This is a genomic window from Anaerostipes amylophilus (assembly GCF_025567365.1).
GTDB lineage: Bacteria > Bacillota > Clostridia > Lachnospirales > Lachnospiraceae > Anaerostipes > Anaerostipes amylophilus.
Genome location: NZ_JAOQJG010000003.1, coordinates 331,905 through 349,153, shown reverse-complemented (window position 1 = coordinate 349,153; position 17,249 = coordinate 331,905). Strand labels below are relative to the sequence as shown.

16 protein-coding genes are annotated in these 17,249 nt (G+C 34.7%); 1 reads left to right on the top strand and 15 read right to left on the bottom strand.

Annotated elements, in window-relative coordinates; translation table 11 throughout:
- Positions 1 to 39: 39 nt before the first annotated feature.
- Positions 40 to 705, top strand: coding sequence for a hypothetical protein (locus OCV53_RS06190; RefSeq protein ID WP_055197153.1), 666 nt, complete (start codon positions 40 to 42; stop codon positions 703 to 705).
- Positions 706 to 758: 53 nt separating this feature from the next.
- Here OCV53_RS06190 and OCV53_RS06185 read toward each other — a convergent pair whose 3' ends face one another.
- The 15 genes from OCV53_RS06185 to xseB form a co-directional block, all read right to left on the bottom strand.
- Entirely contained in the window at positions 759 to 1,304 is a 546-nt protein-coding gene (locus OCV53_RS06185) for an RNA polymerase sigma factor (RefSeq protein WP_055197151.1), read from the bottom strand.
- Between the two features lie 71 nt (positions 1,305 to 1,375).
- Positions 1,376 to 2,383, bottom strand: a complete 1,008-nt coding sequence (fliB, locus tag OCV53_RS06180) for a flagellin lysine-N-methylase (protein ID WP_055197149.1) — start codon at positions 2,381 to 2,383, stop codon at positions 1,376 to 1,378.
- Between the two features lie 15 nt (positions 2,384 to 2,398).
- The gene (gene spo0A / locus OCV53_RS06175; RefSeq protein WP_022374328.1) at positions 2,399 to 3,205 is read right to left on the bottom strand and encodes a sporulation transcription factor Spo0A; all 807 of its coding nucleotides are present in this window, start codon (positions 3,203 to 3,205) and stop codon (positions 2,399 to 2,401) included.
- A gap of 58 nt (positions 3,206 to 3,263) precedes the next feature.
- Entirely contained in the window at positions 3,264 to 4,103 is an 840-nt protein-coding gene (gene spo0A / locus OCV53_RS06170) for a sporulation transcription factor Spo0A (RefSeq protein ID WP_081020024.1), read from the bottom strand.
- A 21-nt stretch (positions 4,104 to 4,124) separates the two neighbouring features.
- Positions 4,125 to 4,946, bottom strand: coding sequence for a sporulation transcription factor Spo0A (spo0A, locus tag OCV53_RS06165; protein ID WP_055197210.1), 822 nt, complete (start codon positions 4,944 to 4,946; stop codon positions 4,125 to 4,127).
- Between the two features lie 198 nt (positions 4,947 to 5,144).
- Positions 5,145 to 7,928 (bottom strand): SbcC/MukB-like Walker B domain-containing protein, encoded by a 2,784-nt coding sequence (locus OCV53_RS06160; RefSeq protein WP_055197147.1) that lies wholly within the window; start codon positions 7,926 to 7,928, stop codon positions 5,145 to 5,147.
- Positions 7,925 to 9,064, bottom strand: coding sequence for an exonuclease SbcCD subunit D (locus OCV53_RS06155; protein ID WP_055197145.1), 1,140 nt, complete (start codon positions 9,062 to 9,064; stop codon positions 7,925 to 7,927). Before OCV53_RS06155 ends, OCV53_RS06160 begins: the two co-directional genes overlap by 4 nt.
- 62 nt (positions 9,065 to 9,126) lie before the next feature.
- On the bottom strand, positions 9,127 to 10,344 hold the full coding sequence (spoIVB, locus tag OCV53_RS06150) for a SpoIVB peptidase (protein WP_055197143.1): 1,218 nt from the start codon (positions 10,342 to 10,344) through the stop codon (positions 9,127 to 9,129).
- A gap of 74 nt (positions 10,345 to 10,418) precedes the next feature.
- Positions 10,419 to 12,101: a DNA repair protein RecN gene (gene recN / locus OCV53_RS06145; protein WP_055197141.1), complete on the bottom strand. Its 1,683-nt coding sequence runs from the start codon at positions 12,099 to 12,101 to the stop codon at positions 10,419 to 10,421.
- A 19-nt stretch (positions 12,102 to 12,120) separates the two neighbouring features.
- Complete coding sequence (gene argR, locus OCV53_RS06140; RefSeq protein WP_022374335.1) at positions 12,121 to 12,579, bottom strand: arginine repressor; 459 nt, start codon at positions 12,577 to 12,579, stop codon at positions 12,121 to 12,123.
- The gene (locus tag OCV53_RS06135) at positions 12,566 to 13,426 is read right to left on the bottom strand and encodes an NAD(+)/NADH kinase (protein ID WP_022374336.1); all 861 of its coding nucleotides are present in this window, start codon (positions 13,424 to 13,426) and stop codon (positions 12,566 to 12,568) included. Before OCV53_RS06135 ends, argR begins: the two co-directional genes overlap by 14 nt.
- Before the next feature lies 1 nt (position 13,427).
- Entirely contained in the window at positions 13,428 to 14,249 is an 822-nt protein-coding gene (locus OCV53_RS06130; RefSeq protein ID WP_022374337.1) for a TlyA family RNA methyltransferase, read from the bottom strand.
- 4 nt (positions 14,250 to 14,253) lie between these two features.
- The gene (gene dxs / locus OCV53_RS06125) at positions 14,254 to 16,125 is read right to left on the bottom strand and encodes a 1-deoxy-D-xylulose-5-phosphate synthase (protein ID WP_055197138.1); all 1,872 of its coding nucleotides are present in this window, start codon (positions 16,123 to 16,125) and stop codon (positions 14,254 to 14,256) included.
- 22 nt (positions 16,126 to 16,147) lie between these two features.
- Positions 16,148 to 17,041: a polyprenyl synthetase family protein gene (locus tag OCV53_RS06120; RefSeq protein WP_055197136.1), complete on the bottom strand. Its 894-nt coding sequence runs from the start codon at positions 17,039 to 17,041 to the stop codon at positions 16,148 to 16,150.
- Positions 17,031 to 17,240, bottom strand: coding sequence for an exodeoxyribonuclease VII small subunit (gene xseB / locus OCV53_RS06115; RefSeq protein ID WP_022374340.1), 210 nt, complete (start codon positions 17,238 to 17,240; stop codon positions 17,031 to 17,033). The genes OCV53_RS06120 and xseB overlap by 11 nt, the downstream gene beginning before the upstream one ends.
- Between the last annotated feature and the right edge of the window lie 9 nt (positions 17,241 to 17,249).

The window sequence follows — 17,249 nt, the reverse complement described above, 5'->3', positions numbered from 1 at the left end:
TAATATTAAATATACAAATAAACAGAAAGGATAAAGAGTATGAAACGTAGGATTTACAGACAAATCCTGTCCGGTGTATTAGGTATCTTGTTATTATTATCTCTTGCCGGATGCGGACAAACCAATGCGATTGCAAAACCAGACAAGACAATGGAGGCCTTTTATGATCTGATCATCAGGCAAGACACCTCTGCTATGACTGATCTTGGAATTGATTCTAAGGAATCAAAGGAAACTTTAAAAACCTATCAGTCCTCTATGGTATCTACAATCCAGAAAAGTTTTAAAGATGCTGGAGTTGCGATCACAAAATCACAGGCAAAAGACATTTTTAAAGCAATCAGCAAGAAACTGGTTTCTTTGGAATATAAAGTTTCTGTCGTTAAGAAAAATGACAAAGAATCAACTGTAAAAGTTTCCAGCCAATATATTAATTACCTTGATATTTTCAAGCAGGCAAAACAAACAACTTTAGATGAGTTAAAGCCTCTGCATATTGAGAAGTTATCTGATGCTAAAAAACAACTGGTATCAAATGTAATCGATAGTTTTAATTCAGCTCCTGTTTCCAATGATATGCACGATAAGACATTCACTTTGAATCTTCAAAAGATCAAAAGCGGTAAAAATACAATTCGTATTTTCTTCCCAGAAAAATATGAAGAAGTTGGAAGCAAGTTGACCGAGATCGTTACAAATCAATAATATTAAGAAAAAGGTTAGCACAATTTTATCGCTAACCTTTTTCTTATCTCTCTTTATAATTCGTCCTCTTCCATCATCTTCTTTAATTGAACTCTCGCCTCACTGCATCGTATTTTTACCGTTCGTTCTGAAATCTTAAATATGTCTGCAATCTCTTTGCATTTTAAGCCATAAACATACCGAAATAATAATGTATCTCGATGACGTCTTTTCATTCGAGAAAGATTATATTTTAATGAATCCAAATCTATCATCTGAAGATAGTTATCTCTCGGATCTTCAATAAAATCACCTTCCGTCCCATCGTCATAAACAAGACTTTCATGTTCATTATCTTTCTCTTCCTGAATAATATCATACGCTTCATGTTTTAGAACTGTAGACAAAAAATAAAACACTTCATCTCTCGGCACTTTTAAAATACCATCAGGATATGTCAACACTTTCGCAAATGCACTCTGTACAACATCTTCTGCAAAATCTTCATTTTCAACATATTTTCTTGCAATGAAAAACAACCTTTTTGAATATTCTGCATACAGTTCTTCAATATACTTGATATTTTTCTTTCCTATTGGTTTCCTCTTTCGAATTTCCATACAATATTTCTCTTTCGGTTTTTCTATTTATCATTTACTATCTCTCAATTATTATAAAGATATTATGTATATTAGTCAAACAATAGTTCTTCAAAGATTGCTTCTATATTCTCCTCTGAATATTCAATTTCTTTTGAATACATTTTAGCAATATCTAAAAGTTCAAAAGAACTATCGTATACCTTACAATACTTTGCCACAATTTCTATCATCAATACACTTAAAACTGCAAATTTTATTTTATCTATCAGATTATCATCTTCATATGCCTTAATAAAATGCCGATAAATAAAATAATACAATAATCGCTCTATATATTGATCATTTATATCTTGTTTCTTACACGTTTCAAATTCTTTTACCGATTTCCTAAGCAGACTCTGAAATGTTTCATCCATATAGTCAAGATTACTATAGAAATCAAACCAGTATTCCAAATAATCTTTCTGCCTCATCTTCAACATAAGATGTTGTGGTTTTATCTTCTTCTGATCGATCGGTACTGTAAGTTCTCCTGTATAATTTATTTCCTTTTGATATGCTGCTGTCAGATCAAAAATTTTATCAATCTTCTCATCCACACAATATTCTTTATTTTTCAGAATATTTAATAACAACATCTCTAGCTTCATTAATTCATTAGCCCATTCATCATCTTCTTTTTCTGATTTCAAAACATCTTCTTCTATTTTCAAGTCTAAATCGTTTAAGATCAATCGAGCTGCTTCTTCACAAGCCAATCCAAGACCTGACTGCACAATATGTCCATATTCATTATGAAACCTTGGATGTTCAGTGCATATATCACATAAAGCCTCTTCCCCTAGCTGAATATATATATCACATAGATTATTCTCATTTAAAAAAGCACATCTTCCATCTTCATTCATATAAAACTTAGGTTCCTCTTCCTGAATAATTCCCTCATTCAAACGTTTTTTAAATGGAGTTGCAACTTTTTGATATTGTTCATATGATTGCCGATCAATCATAATATCCCATCCAATGCAACAATTGTCTTTACATTTTTGTGCAATGCATTGAAAATTTCTATAATAGCTTGGAATATATTGTTTCATATTTTCCTCCAAATTTTATGATACCCGAATCTGGTATTCCAATCTCATCCAGTCGGCAACTGCAGCAATAAATTCAGAGTTCGTTGGTCTTTCCTGCTGCTCAATCACAAAAGTTCCAAAAATTTCACCTAACAGTTGTTTGTTTCCTCTGATCCACACAATGTCAACCGCATGACGGATTGCTCTCTCAACGCTTCCGATCGTTGTCTTGTATTTCTTAGCAATATCCGGATAAAGTGATTTGGTAATATAATTAACACTGTTTGCATCTTCCATAGCCATTAAAATTCCACACTTTATATAACGGCATCCTTTGATATGTGCTGGAATCCCTAAATTTCTTACTAAAAGACTTATCTCTCTTCGAATATCATTTTTATTACCAATAGATGGTATTTCTTCTTTTTCTTTATGTATTTCTTTTTGAATCTTTGTATTTACAGAACGAATTCTTATCATCTGTGTAATTCTCTCTGCAAGAATCGCTGCTTGAAATGGCTTCATCATGCAGTAGTCAACTTTCAAATGTCTGATATACTCCATCAGATCTTGATTTTCCATCATTGTCAAGGCTATAAATGCCGGCACTTCATCTGGGCTCATCACTTCCCTGCACCTTTCAATAACCCCAAGCCCATCAAGTCCTGGTAACATCAGATCAACGATCACTAAATCTGGTTTTAGACTTATAATTCCAGAAAGTGCTTCTTCACCATTTTCTGCGATTGCTATTACATTATATTGCTTTTGCAGTTCTTCTTTTAATTGTTTGGATTCGTGTGGATAGCTATCAGCAATTAAAACATTGTATCTCTCATCCATATTTTCTCCTCCAAGCAATCTCCCTATTTTTGTTCTTCTACATCCTATCTACATCTTTTTAGGATGCATTGATATGATAATCTAATCTTAGCTTATCTGCAATCAGTGCTATAAATTCTGAATTTGTAGGTTTCCCCTTACCTGCACTGATCGTATACCCAAACATTTCTTCTAATAATTCCACTTTTCCACGACTCCATGCAACTTCGATTGCATGACGTATCGCTCTTTCGACGCTGCTTGATGTCGTTTTATATTTTTTAGCAATTGTCGGATATAAAAGTTTTGTGATGTAATTCATCATATTTATATCTTCAATTGCCATAATAATCCCTTCTCTTATATATTGATACCCCTTGATATGTGCCGGAATTCCAAGATCCCTGATAATTTTTGTCACATCTTGCTTCATATTAAATTCATAATCTAGAACCGTTCTTTGTTTTCTTATTTCTACACTTTGTAGTTTTTCCTTCTGACGGATCTTTTGATCCAACCCTTTAATCTTTGCCACTTGTTTGATCCTATGAATCAAAACCTCTTGTTTGAACGGCCGCATCATACAATAATCAATATCCATATGATTAATACATTCTATGAGTTTCTCTGTTCCTATAGAAGTCAATACAATAAAAACTGGAAGCTGTTCATATTCCATCTCTTCTCTGCATTTTTCAATAACACCAATTCCATCAATCTGTGGCAGCATAATATCAATTAGTACAACATCTGGTAATTGTCCTTTGATTTTCTCCACTGCTCTGACTCCGTCAAATGCAGTTCCTGCTACTTCAAAATCTGTTTGTAATCTAGACTCTAGGATCTCTGCCTCCGATACATCTCCATCTACAATCAAAATCTTTAACTTCTTTTCCATCTTTTTCAGCCTCCTGATCATGACAATGTCTATATCTACTGCCTATTTCCCTTGAGATATTATCTCATCTCCATATTCCAGACGTATCTTATCAGCGATCAATGCGATAAATTCTGAATTTGTAGGCTTTCCTTTACCTGCATGGATCGTATATCCAAATAACGCATCAATCGTATCCATTTTTCCTCTTCCCCAGGCTACTTCTATTGCATGTCTGATTGCACGTTCTACCCTGCTTGGTGTTGTATCAAATTTCTCAGCAATCGATGGATACAGCTGCTTTGTGATAGAATTCAATATATCCATATCACATACTGCCATCATAATAGAATCTCTCAAATACTGATATCCTTTAATGTGAGCTGGAACTCCGATCTCGTGAATCATATTCGTTATAATGATCTCCAGCTGATTCTCTGTTAATCCATGGATCTTCTCTGGTACAGAAACGAATGGTCTTTCAGGCACCTCTTGCTTTATTCTTGCCTGTTTGATCTGTTTAATGATCGTGCGTAAATCAAAAGGTTTCAAAATAAAATAGGATGCACCTAAATCCATAGCTTCTTCACAGACATTTTCCTGGCCCATTGCAGAAACCATAATAATGATTGGTCTTTTACTGAGATTTTCATTCCGCAAATGTTCCAGTACCCCAATTCCATCAAGCTTTGGCATAATAATATCAAGTAACACTACATCCGGTTGTCTTTCCTTGATGATGCGCAACGCATCTTCTCCGTTATCAGCACTTGCAATTACTTCGATATCACTTTCTTGTTCTAACAGTTCTGTCATCATCTCAACGGTTCTCTGGTTATCATCTGCAATAGCCACATTAATCTTGTTCATATCCAGTCCTCCCATTCTGTTTTTCTCTACATTTTTATTATATATTTTCTCTAAGTTTACAAACAACCCATATTTCTCCGCAAGTTTTGGTTGATTTCCAAAGGATTCGACATAATTCGACAAAATTAATTGTATTTTTTAAAATCGTTGTCATATTTTTTCTTTTGCACTTAGTATAACATGACTATAATCTTCTGTCACAAGAATTCCTGATTATTTCACTTTACTCCCTGCATGATCTTTGTAAACTTCTATCTTCTGATCAATCTGCTCTTTTAATTCTTCAACATGTGATATAATACCAACCAGCTTATTTCCTTCAAGCGATAATGAATGTATGATCTGTATTGCTTTGTTTAACGAATCTCCGTCAAGTGTTCCAAATCCCTCATCAATGAAGATTGTATCCACCGTGATCCCGCCTTTTTTATTCTGGATCACGTCACTTAATCCCAACGCCAATGACAAAGCTGCTTTAAATGATTCTCCTCCTGAAAGAGACCGGATATTTCTTTTTTTCCCTGTCCATTCATCAAGAATTTCTAATTCAAGTCCAGAAGATCCCTTTTTATTGTCATTTTCTTCTTTTCTAATCAGATAATAACGTTGTTCACTCATGACAGCCAATCGCTGATTCGCAGCAGAAAGAATCCGATCAAAATACACAGACTGTACAAATCGTTCAAAAGAAACTTTGATTTTTCCCTTTTGTTCCCCATTCGCTGTATCTGAAAGATCCTTTAACAATGTATAATTTTCTTCTGCTTCTTTATATTCCACAAGTTTTTTCCCCATAAGATCAGCCGTCTGTTTGTTTAAAAGAATCTGCTTATTTAATTGTTCAAGAACTTCTGTCTGTTTTTGAATCTGTTTTTGTTCTCTGTTTAATTTTGATTCAAACTTTTTAAGATCTATAAACTCTTCTTTGGATGACCTCATCTGCTCTAACCAGACTGTAAGTTCTTGAAGATTTTTCTCTTTTTCTTCCCTTGCTGCTATGATCTGGACTTCTTGTCTTTGAATTATTTCCCGCTTGTTCTTAATCTCATCTGCCGTTTCATGTGTTTTTGCAATCTCATCAAGCAATTGTTGTTTTGCTTCATTTGCCTCTTTAAGAGATTTATATAAAAGATTTTTTTTGATTTCAAAAATTCCTGCTCCTACCTCTTTATATAAAATATCTTTCTCATGTATCTTTTCCAACAATTCATTTATTTTTTCATCATAAGATTTCTGCTTTTGTTTCGATTTTTCAATCTTGTCTCTCTGATCTGCAATTTTTTCTTTCTGTCTCTCTATGCACTCAAACGCTTTTTTAATCTTTTTATACTCTTTGATCGTTTCTTCGTATAATTGATCAATTTCTTCAAAATTTTCTGGTTCTTTTCCACTTTTTCGGCATAGATTTTTCCTTTGAGCCTCTACCATCCCTTTTCTTTGTCTTACTTTTGAAAAAATCGTATTATACTCCTGATCAATCTCTTCTGTCTGTTCTCTAAGATTTTTTAACAATTCTTGCGTAATATCACTTTCTTTAAACTGTGCTACATTCGGATGTATTGTTGAACCACAGACAGGACATGGATTTCCTTCTATTAACGTTCGTGCCAGAAGACCTGCCTGATTACAATCATACTGATCCTGCCAGTCAGATAAACGATCCTTTAATTTTCTGCGTTCCAGTCGAATTTTCTCATAAATTTTCATTTCCTTTTCATAAACTACAAGTTCTTTAAGATATTTTTCTTTATCTTTACAAAGTTCCTTCAGCTGCTTTTCACGAACAGACATACGAAGTTCCTCTTTTTGAAGTTCATCATATCGTTTCTCTATTTCTTCTGTCTGACCTAAAAACTCTGCAATTGTTTTTTCTCTTTGCTGTTCTTTTTCTTTTTTCTGGTTTAATTCTTCTCTTTGATTTTCATATCTTTGTTTTACATTTTGATATGATTCCTGTTTTTTTACCAGATTTTCCAATTCTTTATACTGCTTTGTCTGTTTTTCAATCTCTACCACACGGAGCTCTTTTTTATGTAATTTGGGGGCATCTTTCTGAATCTTATCATATTGTTTTTTTATCAGACGCTGCTGTCTTTTAGCTTCTTTTTCATCCTCTGAAAGTTCCTTGATCAATAATTTAAGCTTTTTAGCCTCCTCAGTTTTATCTTTCATTCGTGAATAAACAATCTTCTGCTCATTCCATATTTGTTCGTCTTTTTCTTTCTGCTCTCTTAAAACTTCATATTCTTTTTGTTTACGATCATGATACCTATTTACAATATCCAGAAATTCCGGAATCTGATGCTTCTGTTTATAATATTCTTTATATATCTTATATTCTGGCTCATCTTTTGGTATATAAACACTATCTTCCTGTTCTAATAACGTATCCTGAATATTGCTATATTCATATTTGCAAGAAAGATGACGCCGTTTAATTTTTTCCTGAAATTCGTATAAATAACCAGTACCAAAAATTTTACGAAATATCTCACTTCTTTCTTTTCCTTTGGCATAAAGCAGTTTTAAAAATTCTCCCTGTGCGATCATAGAAATCTGTTGATACTGTATCCGATCCATACCAAGAAGTTCTTCTACTTTGGCTGTCACCTGATAATTTCCTGTCTCAAGAATTTCTTCATCCTGATATAAAACTGCTTCTGGTGATTGACGTGTCATACCATCACCACGTTTACTTTTTCTCATATAAGATGGAATTCTTTCAATCTTATATTCTATATTTCTATGTGAAAACAAGAAAACAACTTTCGTTTCTACATCCTCTTTTGCAAAATCACTACGAAGCATATCCTGTTTTCTATAAGAACCACTTGGTTCCCCATACAAAGCAAAACAAATACCATCAAAAATAGTTGTTTTTCCAGCACCTGTTTCTCCAGAAATCAGGAAAATACCATCTTTGAACTTTGTAAAATCAATAATAGTTTCTCCAGCAAATGGTCCAAATGCTGACAATATCAATGTATGTGGTCTCATCGGATCACCTCCTCAAAAACTGATAACACCAGCTGTAATCTTTTCTCATCCAAATCAATATGATTTTGCATCTTATAAAACTGCTCAAATAATTCCGCTGGACTTTGATCTGAAATCTGATCTTCTTTGATCTGTGCACTTTCTAACTGTTTCATGTGTCTACGATTTTTGAAACTGATCTGCATAACATTTGGATAAATTGTTCTCACTTTTCCAATCGCATCTAAAATCTGTTCTTCATCTGTAAGAATTACATGCATATAATCTTCTTGCTTACCAATCTCACATTGTTTTTTTAATAATTCTTCTAATGAACATTCAATTTCTCTCATATCTCTCAAAGGTTTTAGTGGGTGAAATGACAAAGATATTTCTTTCTTTGCATCAATTGTAAGAATTGTTGCCTTCTTGTCCATATGAATCTCTGAAAATGAATACTTAAGAATCGATCCTGCATATCTAACCATTTCACGTCCCATCGCCTGTGGTTTATGAATATGTCCAAGTGCTACATAATCAAATGGATCAAAAATATGAAAATCAATATTATCAATTCCTCCAAGACTACTTGTTTCTGAGTCTGACAACTCTGGATTTTTCTTATTTGCAGTCACAAACTGATGGGATAACAAAATGTTTGTTTCTTCTTCATCTATCTTTGTGTGTTCAATCAGATATCGGAAACATTCCTCATATGAGTCTGTCTGCAGCTGAAATATATGGCTGATATAAGCAGATTTTACAAATGGCAACATATAAAAATTCACTGTGATTCCATTTTCTTTTACTGTGATCTTTTCTATTTCATTTTCAAATTGCGATGCAATATATAAATTAGAACGTGTAAATAAGCTCTTCCCAAATGATAAACGATCAATTGAATCGTGATTTCCGCTTATCATAAGTACTTTAATCGCCATTTTACTTAATTGATCTAAAAACTCATCAAGAAGATGTATTGCTTCGATCGTAGGGATTGATTTATCGTAAATATCTCCGCATAGTAAAACAATTCCTACACTTTCTTCTTTGATTAATGTTATGATCTGATCTAATATATACTTCTGATCTTCGATCATCGACATCTCATTCACTCTTTTTCCAAGATGTAAATCTGCCAGATGCAAAATCTTCATATCCCTCATCCTCCTATTTTTTATTTTTCTATTGTAACAAATTTATACTTAAAAAGCATCTTCTATTTTTTCATCTCATAAATCATTGTTTCCATCAAAATTGCATATCCTTTTGTCGGATCATCTACAAAAACATGGGTTACTGCACCAATCAATTTTCCATCCTGTATGATCGGACTTCCACTCATTCCTTGTATGATTCCATTTGTAAGATTTAACAACCGCTTATCTGTAACTTCAATTTCCATGCTTTTTAAAACATCTGTATCGGATGGAACAACTTTAGAAATTCTAATTTCATATTTCTTCATAGAGCCTGTAAGATTTGACAAAATATAAGCCTTCCCTTTCTTAACGTCTTGTCTGTATCCAATTTCATATGCTTTACTTTCCGTATCCGATACTGTTCCATAAATTCCTTTTTCTGTATTCTTTTTTATAGATCCTATAATATTTTCTTCTTTGTACTCGATACTTCCAACAATCTCTCCTGGTGTTCCTGCTTTTCCCTTTTTGATAGAATAAATCTGTGGAGTTAATAAAAATCCGCCTTTGATCTTTAAAAGCTTTCCTGTATCCATATCATAAATTCCATGTCCTAAGCCTCCAAAAGAATCTTTTTTTATATATGTCATAGTTCCGATTCCTTGTGTATTATCCCTGATCCATGCCCCGATTTTATACATATGATCTGTCTTTGAAAACTCCGGCTTAATCTTAATCTTCAACACTTTTGATCTACGGCTGACTGTCAATGTAACAGAATTTCCATCACTTTGATTAATTTTTTCAATAAACTGCTTTTTCGACAAAACATCTGCTCCGTCTATCTTTTTAATATAATCCCCACGATACAATTTATTTTTGCTTGGTGCATGATCGACTCCATTTTCTCCAGTAAAACCATCGGTATCGATCACTAAAAGTCCATTTGTTTCAACATAAATTCCGACAACCTGTCCACTCGGGATAACTTTCTGTCCATCAACTACTTTTACCTTAATCTTTTTAAGCGGAATAGTCCCAAACAAACTAGTTTTCATCTCATACTGCCCACTGCTGCATTTCTGAAAAATAAAAGTTCTGTTTAGTTTAATCTTCTGGTTATTGATCGTCGCACTTGCTGGAATATTATAGCAAAGTGATATTTTTTCTCCTTTCTTGATATGAATCGTATTTGGCAATTGTGATTTACAATATTTGATATAAAACACTGCGATTGCAAATAAATTCAACATAAAAAGTATAATGAGAAGCTTACGGTAACTGTATTTTTTCATATTCTTCCTCCTAAAAAAGGACATATCGTAATTGATATATCCTTTTTATTATATGAAAATTACCGTTTTCATAATCAGTATAATTTTGTTTGATCTGCCAATGTTTTCATTTCTTTTGCATGTTCCATGGATGCTTCACTTCTCTGATCTCCACTGATCATTCTCGAAATTTCTTTCAATGATTCTTCTTTATTTAATTTGTAAATCATTGTTTGTGTATTTTTTTGGTCTGTCTGTTTCCTGATAAAATAATGACTGTCTGCCATAGCTGCAATCTGTGGAAGATGCGTGATCGCAATTACCTGATGATCTTTTGAAATCACTGCCATTTTCTTAGCAACACGATTTGCTGTTTCTCCACTGATTCCCGTGTCAATCTCATCAAAGATCAATGTATCAACACCATCCGCCTGTGCCGAAACGGACTTTAATGCAAGCATGATACGTGACAACTCACCACCAGATGCAACTTCCTGAACTGGATGCATTGGAAGTCCCGGATTTGTTGAGATCATAAAACGTATCTGGTCAATTCCATCTGGTGAGATCTGATTCTTTCTTGTCATTTCGATCTCAAATCTCACATCTAAGAAATTCAGATCTTCCAACGCTTTTGTAATATCACGTTCCAGTTTTTTAGCTTCTTTTTCTCGTTTTTGCGACAGATTTTCAGCTTCTTTTATATATTGTTCTTTTATCTGTTTTTGTTCCTGTTTTAGTATATCAATCTCATGTTCTACATCACATAAAATATTATACCGCTCTGATGCTTTTTGTCCGTATGCAAGGATCTCTTCAATGGAGGAACCATATTTATCTTTGAGGGAATTGATGACATTTAATCGTTCTTCTGCTTCCTGATATGTCTGTTCATCAAAATCCATATCTTCCATATAATCTGTCAATTCCTGGTGAAATCCATTCAAAAGATCTTCTATGGATAATAACTGCTCATAAAATCCTTGTATTACCGGATCTAAATGACTGATTTCCTGCATTTTTCTAAGACTTTCACTTAGTTGATTCCCGATAGAAATCTCTTCTTCATATCCAGTCAGCATACTTGCCGCCTGACAAGATGTAATGATCTCTTTGCTATGAAGAATCTTTTTATAGACCGCTTCTAATTCTTCATCTTCTCCTTCGATCAGATTTGCATTCTCAATCTCTGAAATCTCATGTTTAAGAAAATCAAGTTCTCTTAATCTTTGCTGATCATCGATTGATATTTCTTTAATTTTTTCTTCAATCTTGTGATATTTCTTTGACAGTTCCCTGCATTCTTCTAACGATTTTTTTGCTTCTATTGGTAAAAAATGATCCATCATACTTAGATGATTTTTCTCTTTTAAGAGCACTTGGTGTTCCTGTTGCCCATGAAGATCAAATAATCTTCTTGATACTTCTCTTAACGTATTTAATGTAACTGTACTATCATTGATCTTATTAATACTTCTCTTTTCGTTGATCACACGTTTAATAAAGATCTGCCCATCTTCCACTTCAAGATCAAACGCTTCAATTTCTTTGATGAGTTTTTCATCTTCAATCCAAAAAAGCAGTTCAATAACTGCTTCTTTAGCACCTGGACGGATCATATCTTTAGAGATTTTCTTACCTAGTGCACTTTCTATGGATCCTATCAAGACCGATTTCCCTGCACCTGTCTCACCAGTTAGTATATTTAAATGTTCATCAAATGTAATCTCAATCTCGTCGATCAACGCAAGATTCTTTACATGTAAATTCTGCAGCATAGATTTCCTCTCTGTTTTTTTATTCTTTTAATTTTTTGATCATATGATTAATCTCTGCGATCGCAGTTCTTCCAATATTTTTATCTTTCATGACACACATAATTGTATCATCACCCGCAATCGTCCCAACCATACCGATAATATTTAACGAATCAAGTGCCGCTGCTGATGCCATTGCCATTCCAGAAACTGTTTTTACAACAAGCATATTCTCTGCTAATTCCATGGACACAATCGCTTCTGCAAGAATTCTCTGATATTTTCTTGAAGTCTCATCTTCTTGATCGATCAGACAATATATCTGTTTCCCATCTGCATCTGGTTTTTTGATCAGCGCAAGTTCCCTGATATCTCTCGAAATCGTCGCCTGTGTCGTCTTAAAGCCAATCTGATTCAATCTTGATAATAACTCTTCCTGTGTTTCAATTGGATACTTCTGAATCAACTCAATGATCGCTTCCTGCCTATTCTTCTTCATTCTGACCTCCAACTTTGATTCGAAGGATTCTGTAAAAGCTGTCTCCTTTCACTTTAATGATCCTTGCAATCTTCTTTGATCTTCTTACTTGAAGGACATCTCCCGGCTGAAGTTTTCGTGCAACCTGCCCATCAAATGTAACATAGGCTTCTTCTAACTGAGATTCCCTTACATTCTCAATATAAATATCAATCTCATCATCCTGCGACAAAACAAGACTATTTGACTGCAATGAATGAGGACAGATCGGTGTTACAAGAATTACGTTAGCTTTCGGATTCACAACAGGACCTCCAGCAGATAAATTATATCCTGTAGAACCTGTTGGCGTCGAGATAATGATTCCATCTGCTTCATAAACATCTAGCAGCTTTCCATTGACCATAATACGAAATGAAATAATTCTCGAAAAACCACTTCTTGCGATCACAACATCATTTAATGCAGGAAGATGATCTGTTTCCTGATCTGCATGGATCACACGTCCATCTAGCATCATTCTCTCTTCAACCTGAAAAGTATCATTTAACAGTCCATCTAGGCCCTCATACAGCTTAGATAACTCAATCTCTGTCAAAAAGCCAAGTGTTCCAAGATTGACTCCAACCATTGGAATATCATGATCTACAACCAATCTGGCTGCATGAAGCATTGTTCCATCTCCACCGAGAACGATCACACATTCTGTATCTTTCGTAATACATTTCATATCTTTCTGAATATGTCTTGTAAACTCACACATCCTATGGCTTTTTCCACCATTTTTCTCAATATAATCCTGAATTTGTTTTGAAATACGAAATCCCGGATCTTTTTGCTCATTCGTTAAAATCAAAAAATTCTTCATGTTATTCCTTATTTTTCGCCAGATCATTATGAGATGCATCTACGATCTTTATAATCTGATCTGCCATAGTATGTCCATTCTCCATTGTCTCCGTTTTTCTCATATGTAATAAATATTCAATATTTCCCTCTGGCCCTTTGATCGGAGAATAATCAAGATGTAGTAATTCAAATCCATTAGACGATGCAAAATCACAAATCTTCTCAATTACCTCTTCATGGACTTTCGGATCTCTTACAACACCCTTTTTCCCAACCTTTTCTCTTCCAGCTTCAAACTGTGGCTTGATCAGTGCAACCACTTCTCCGCCCATATTCAAGATTCGATATACCGCAGGAAGAATCTTCGTAAGGGAAATGAAGGAAACATCAATTGATACAAATGATGCTTTCTCATCAATATCATCTTCTGTCATATAACGCATGTTTGTGCGTTCCATGCAGACAACCCTCTCATCATTTCTTAATTTCCAGTCTAACTGTCCGTGTCCAACGTCCACAGAATAAACTTTCACTGCACCATTTTGCAGCATACAATCTGTGAATCCACCTGTGGAAGCTCCAACGTCCATACAGACTTTATCTTTTAGTACGATATCAAAGTTATTCATGGCTTTCTCAAGTTTCAATCCACCACGACTAACATATTTTAATGTTTTTCCTTTTACTACAATCTCCTGTTTCTCATCAAAAGTAGATCCTGCTTTATCTTCTCTTTGTCCATCGACAAACACGATACCTGACATAATGATCGCTTTCGCTTTTTCTCTGGAAGATGCAAGCCCTTTCTTTACTAATAATACATCTAAACGTTCTTTTTTCATTGTTCTATTCCTTCATCCATTGTCTGATAGAGTCAGCAATACTTTCTCCATCAATCTTAAGCATTTTTCTTAATTCACTCACAGAGCCATGTTCTACAAACTGATCATCAATTCCAAAGCATCTTACTTTCCCTTTATAATCATTTTCACTTAAGAATTCATTGATCATCATTCCAAAACCACCATTTAAAACGCCTTCTTCAACAGTAATGATCTTGTCATATTTTCCTGCCAGATCAAGAATCATTTCTTTGTCAAATGGTTTTATATATCTTGGATTCACAAGTCCAATATTATATCCTTCTTCTCCAAGGATCTTCACTGCTTGATCTGCCTCATCAAAAATATTACCCACACCAATGATCACGGCATCGCTTCCTTCTTTGATTACTTGACCTTTTCCATAGTGTAACTCTTCAAACTGATCTTCATACAAAGAAAGAGCTTCTCCTCTAGAATACTTGATCGCCGTTGGTCCCTTTGCATGATGTAGTGCATCTTTTAACATCTCTTTAAGTTCTCTTCCATTGATCGGTGCCATAACTGTAACATTTGGAATCATAGATAAATATGGGATATCAAAGATTCCCTGATGCGTTTCTCCATCTGCTCCAACAAGACCTGAACGATCGATCCCAAAGATCACTGGATAATTACCAATCGCAACATCATGAAGAACCTGATCAAATCCTCTTTGCAAAAAAGTGGAATAAACTGCAAATACTGGTTTTAATCCTCTAGAAGCCATACCTGCGCAAAATGTTACCGCATGTTGCTCTGCAATTCCTACATCAAAGAATCGATCTGGAAAATGTTCCTTGAATTTACCTAGTCCAGTTCCATCTGGCATAGCTGCCGTTACAGCAACGATCGTTTTATCTTTCTTTGCTTCTTCGATCAATGTCTGGGAAAATACAGCTGTATTAGATGGATTATCTGACTTTTTAAGTACTTCTCCTGTCTTTAGGGAAAACGGGCTGATTCCATGAAATTTCGCTGGATTTTGTTCCGCAGGGCGATAACCTTTTCCTTTCTTTGTTACAACATGAATGATGATTGGCTCATCTAATTGTTTTGCACGATTTAATGTATCCACCATTAAAGGAATATTATGTCCGTCAATCGGTCCAACATATGTAATCCCCATATCTTCAAAATACATTCCCGGAACAAATAACTGTTTGATCAAATCTTTTGATTTCTTAATGATCGTTGTCAGTTCCCTTCCGATCCCCGGAATCTTCATCAAAGACTGCTCTACATTTCCTTTGAATTCAACATATTCTTTCTTTGTTCTGACTTTATTTAAATATGCAGACATTCCACCGACATTTTCTGCAATAGACATCTTATTATCATTTAAAATAACTACAAGATTTTTCTTTTCTTTACGCAATCTTGCCATATTATTTAATGCTTCGTATGCCATTCCTCCAGATAAAGCACCATCTCCGATCACCGCAACGATCGTCTCATCTGTATGATTGATATCTCTTGCCGTAACCATCCCAAGTGCAGCAGATAAAGACATGGAACTGTGTCCACTATGGAATGCATCACAGTTACTTTCTTTTCTCTTTGGGAATCCACTCATACCATGAAATTGTCGCAGATTCTGAAATCCATCCTTTCTGCCTGTCAAAATCTTGTGTACATAGGATTGATGTCCAACATCAAAGATCAACTGATCCTTTGGAAAATCAAGAACAAGATGAAGTGCCATCGTAAGTTCTACGATTCCAAGATTCGATGCCAGATGTCCTCCTGTACGACTGACATTTTTCAACAGAAAACGGCGGATATCTTTCGCCAGAAGTTTATAATCCTCTGGCTGAATCCGTTTTATATCATTTGGATCATTGATATATTCTAACATAATGCTTCCTCTTTCTCTCTGCTTAGTGTGTTCGATGAATTAAAAATCTTGTAAGATTTGTAAGATAACGATTTCCCACATCATATCTTGCTAAAATCTCAATTGCTTTCTTTGAAATTTCTTCTACATCTTTTGCAGATTGTTCCAATCCCTTTAATGTCACGTAAGTCGTCTTGTGATTCTTCTCATCACTTCCGACTGGCTTTCCAATCTCTTCTTCATCTCCAGTAAGATCCAGAATATCATCCTGAATCTGGAATGCAAGTCCAATATATTCCCCACATTCTTCCATCGCCATAACATCTTCTTTCGATGCCCCTGCAAGAACTGCTCCGATCATCATGCAAGCCTCGATCAATGCTGATGTCTTATTCTTATGGATAAACAAAATCTGTTCCATACTAAGCGGTGTTCCCTCTAGCTCAACATCTGCAACCTGTCCACCGATCATTCCATAGATTCCAGGTTTTCTCGCAAGAATCTTCACTGCTTCAACTACATTCATCATCTCATCTTGATCCGCAAGATCAAATGCTTTCGTTGCAACTTCATATGCATAATTAAGCAACGCATCACCCGCAAGGATCGCCATATCTTCTCCATAAACAATATGACATGTCTTTTGTCCTCTTCGATAATCATCATTATCTAATGCTGGCAGATCATCATGGATCAGAGAATATGTGTGGATCATCTCAATCGCCGCCATAAATGGTTTTACGATATCTCCCTCTCCTCCAAACATCTTATAAGTTTCATTGATCAGCATTGGACGAAGACGTTTTCCTCCTGCCTTTACTGTTGTATTCATTGCAGTTAAAACTGTTTTTTGTAATCCTTCTTTGGGTGGCAGATATTGATCTAAAATCTGTTCAATCTGCTCTACCCTTTCATTCATCTCAGCCTTAAAGTTCATGTTCTTCCCCATTTTCTTCTAATATGATCAGTTCTTTTTCTACTTTATCTAAAGAATCTTTGCACTGTTTTACAAGCCCGACACCTTCCGTATACAATTTTACTGCCTCTGGAAGTTTGATCTCTTCTCCGGAAAGCTTTGTAAGAATCTCATCTAACTGCTCAAATCCCTGATCTATATCAAATTTTTTCTTTGCCATATCAAATTT

Coding starts and splice junctions, on each gene's coding strand:
- OCV53_RS06190 (WP_055197153.1), top strand. CDS start 40: ATGAAACGTAGGATTTACAGACAAATCCTGTCCGGTGTATTAGGTATC.
- OCV53_RS06185 (WP_055197151.1), bottom strand. CDS start 1,304: ATGGAAATTCGAAAGAGGAAACCAATAGGAAAGAAAAATATCAAGTAT.
- fliB (WP_055197149.1), bottom strand. CDS start 2,383: ATGAAACAATATATTCCAAGCTATTATAGAAATTTTCAATGCATTGCA.
- spo0A (WP_022374328.1), bottom strand. CDS start 3,205: ATGGATGAGAGATACAATGTTTTAATTGCTGATAGCTATCCACACGAA.
- spo0A (WP_081020024.1), bottom strand. CDS start 4,103: ATGATCAGGAGGCTGAAAAAGATGGAAAAGAAGTTAAAGATTTTGATT.
- spo0A (WP_055197210.1), bottom strand. CDS start 4,946: ATGGGAGGACTGGATATGAACAAGATTAATGTGGCTATTGCAGATGAT.
- OCV53_RS06160 (WP_055197147.1), bottom strand. CDS start 7,928: ATGAGACCACATACATTGATATTGTCAGCATTTGGACCATTTGCTGGA.
- OCV53_RS06155 (WP_055197145.1), bottom strand. CDS start 9,064: ATGAAGATTTTGCATCTGGCAGATTTACATCTTGGAAAAAGAGTGAAT.
- spoIVB (WP_055197143.1), bottom strand. CDS start 10,344: ATGAAAAAATACAGTTACCGTAAGCTTCTCATTATACTTTTTATGTTG.
- recN (WP_055197141.1), bottom strand. CDS start 12,101: ATGCTGCAGAATTTACATGTAAAGAATCTTGCGTTGATCGACGAGATT.
- argR (WP_022374335.1), bottom strand. CDS start 12,579: ATGAAGAAGAATAGGCAGGAAGCGATCATTGAGTTGATTCAGAAGTAT.
- OCV53_RS06135 (WP_022374336.1), bottom strand. CDS start 13,426: ATGAAGAATTTTTTGATTTTAACGAATGAGCAAAAAGATCCGGGATTT.
- OCV53_RS06130 (WP_022374337.1), bottom strand. CDS start 14,249: ATGAAAAAAGAACGTTTAGATGTATTATTAGTAAAGAAAGGGCTTGCA.
- dxs (WP_055197138.1), bottom strand. CDS start 16,125: ATGTTAGAATATATCAATGATCCAAATGATATAAAACGGATTCAGCCA.
- OCV53_RS06120 (WP_055197136.1), bottom strand. CDS start 17,041: ATGAACTTTAAGGCTGAGATGAATGAAAGGGTAGAGCAGATTGAACAG.
- xseB (WP_022374340.1), bottom strand. CDS start 17,240: ATGGCAAAGAAAAAATTTGATATAGATCAGGGATTTGAGCAGTTAGAT.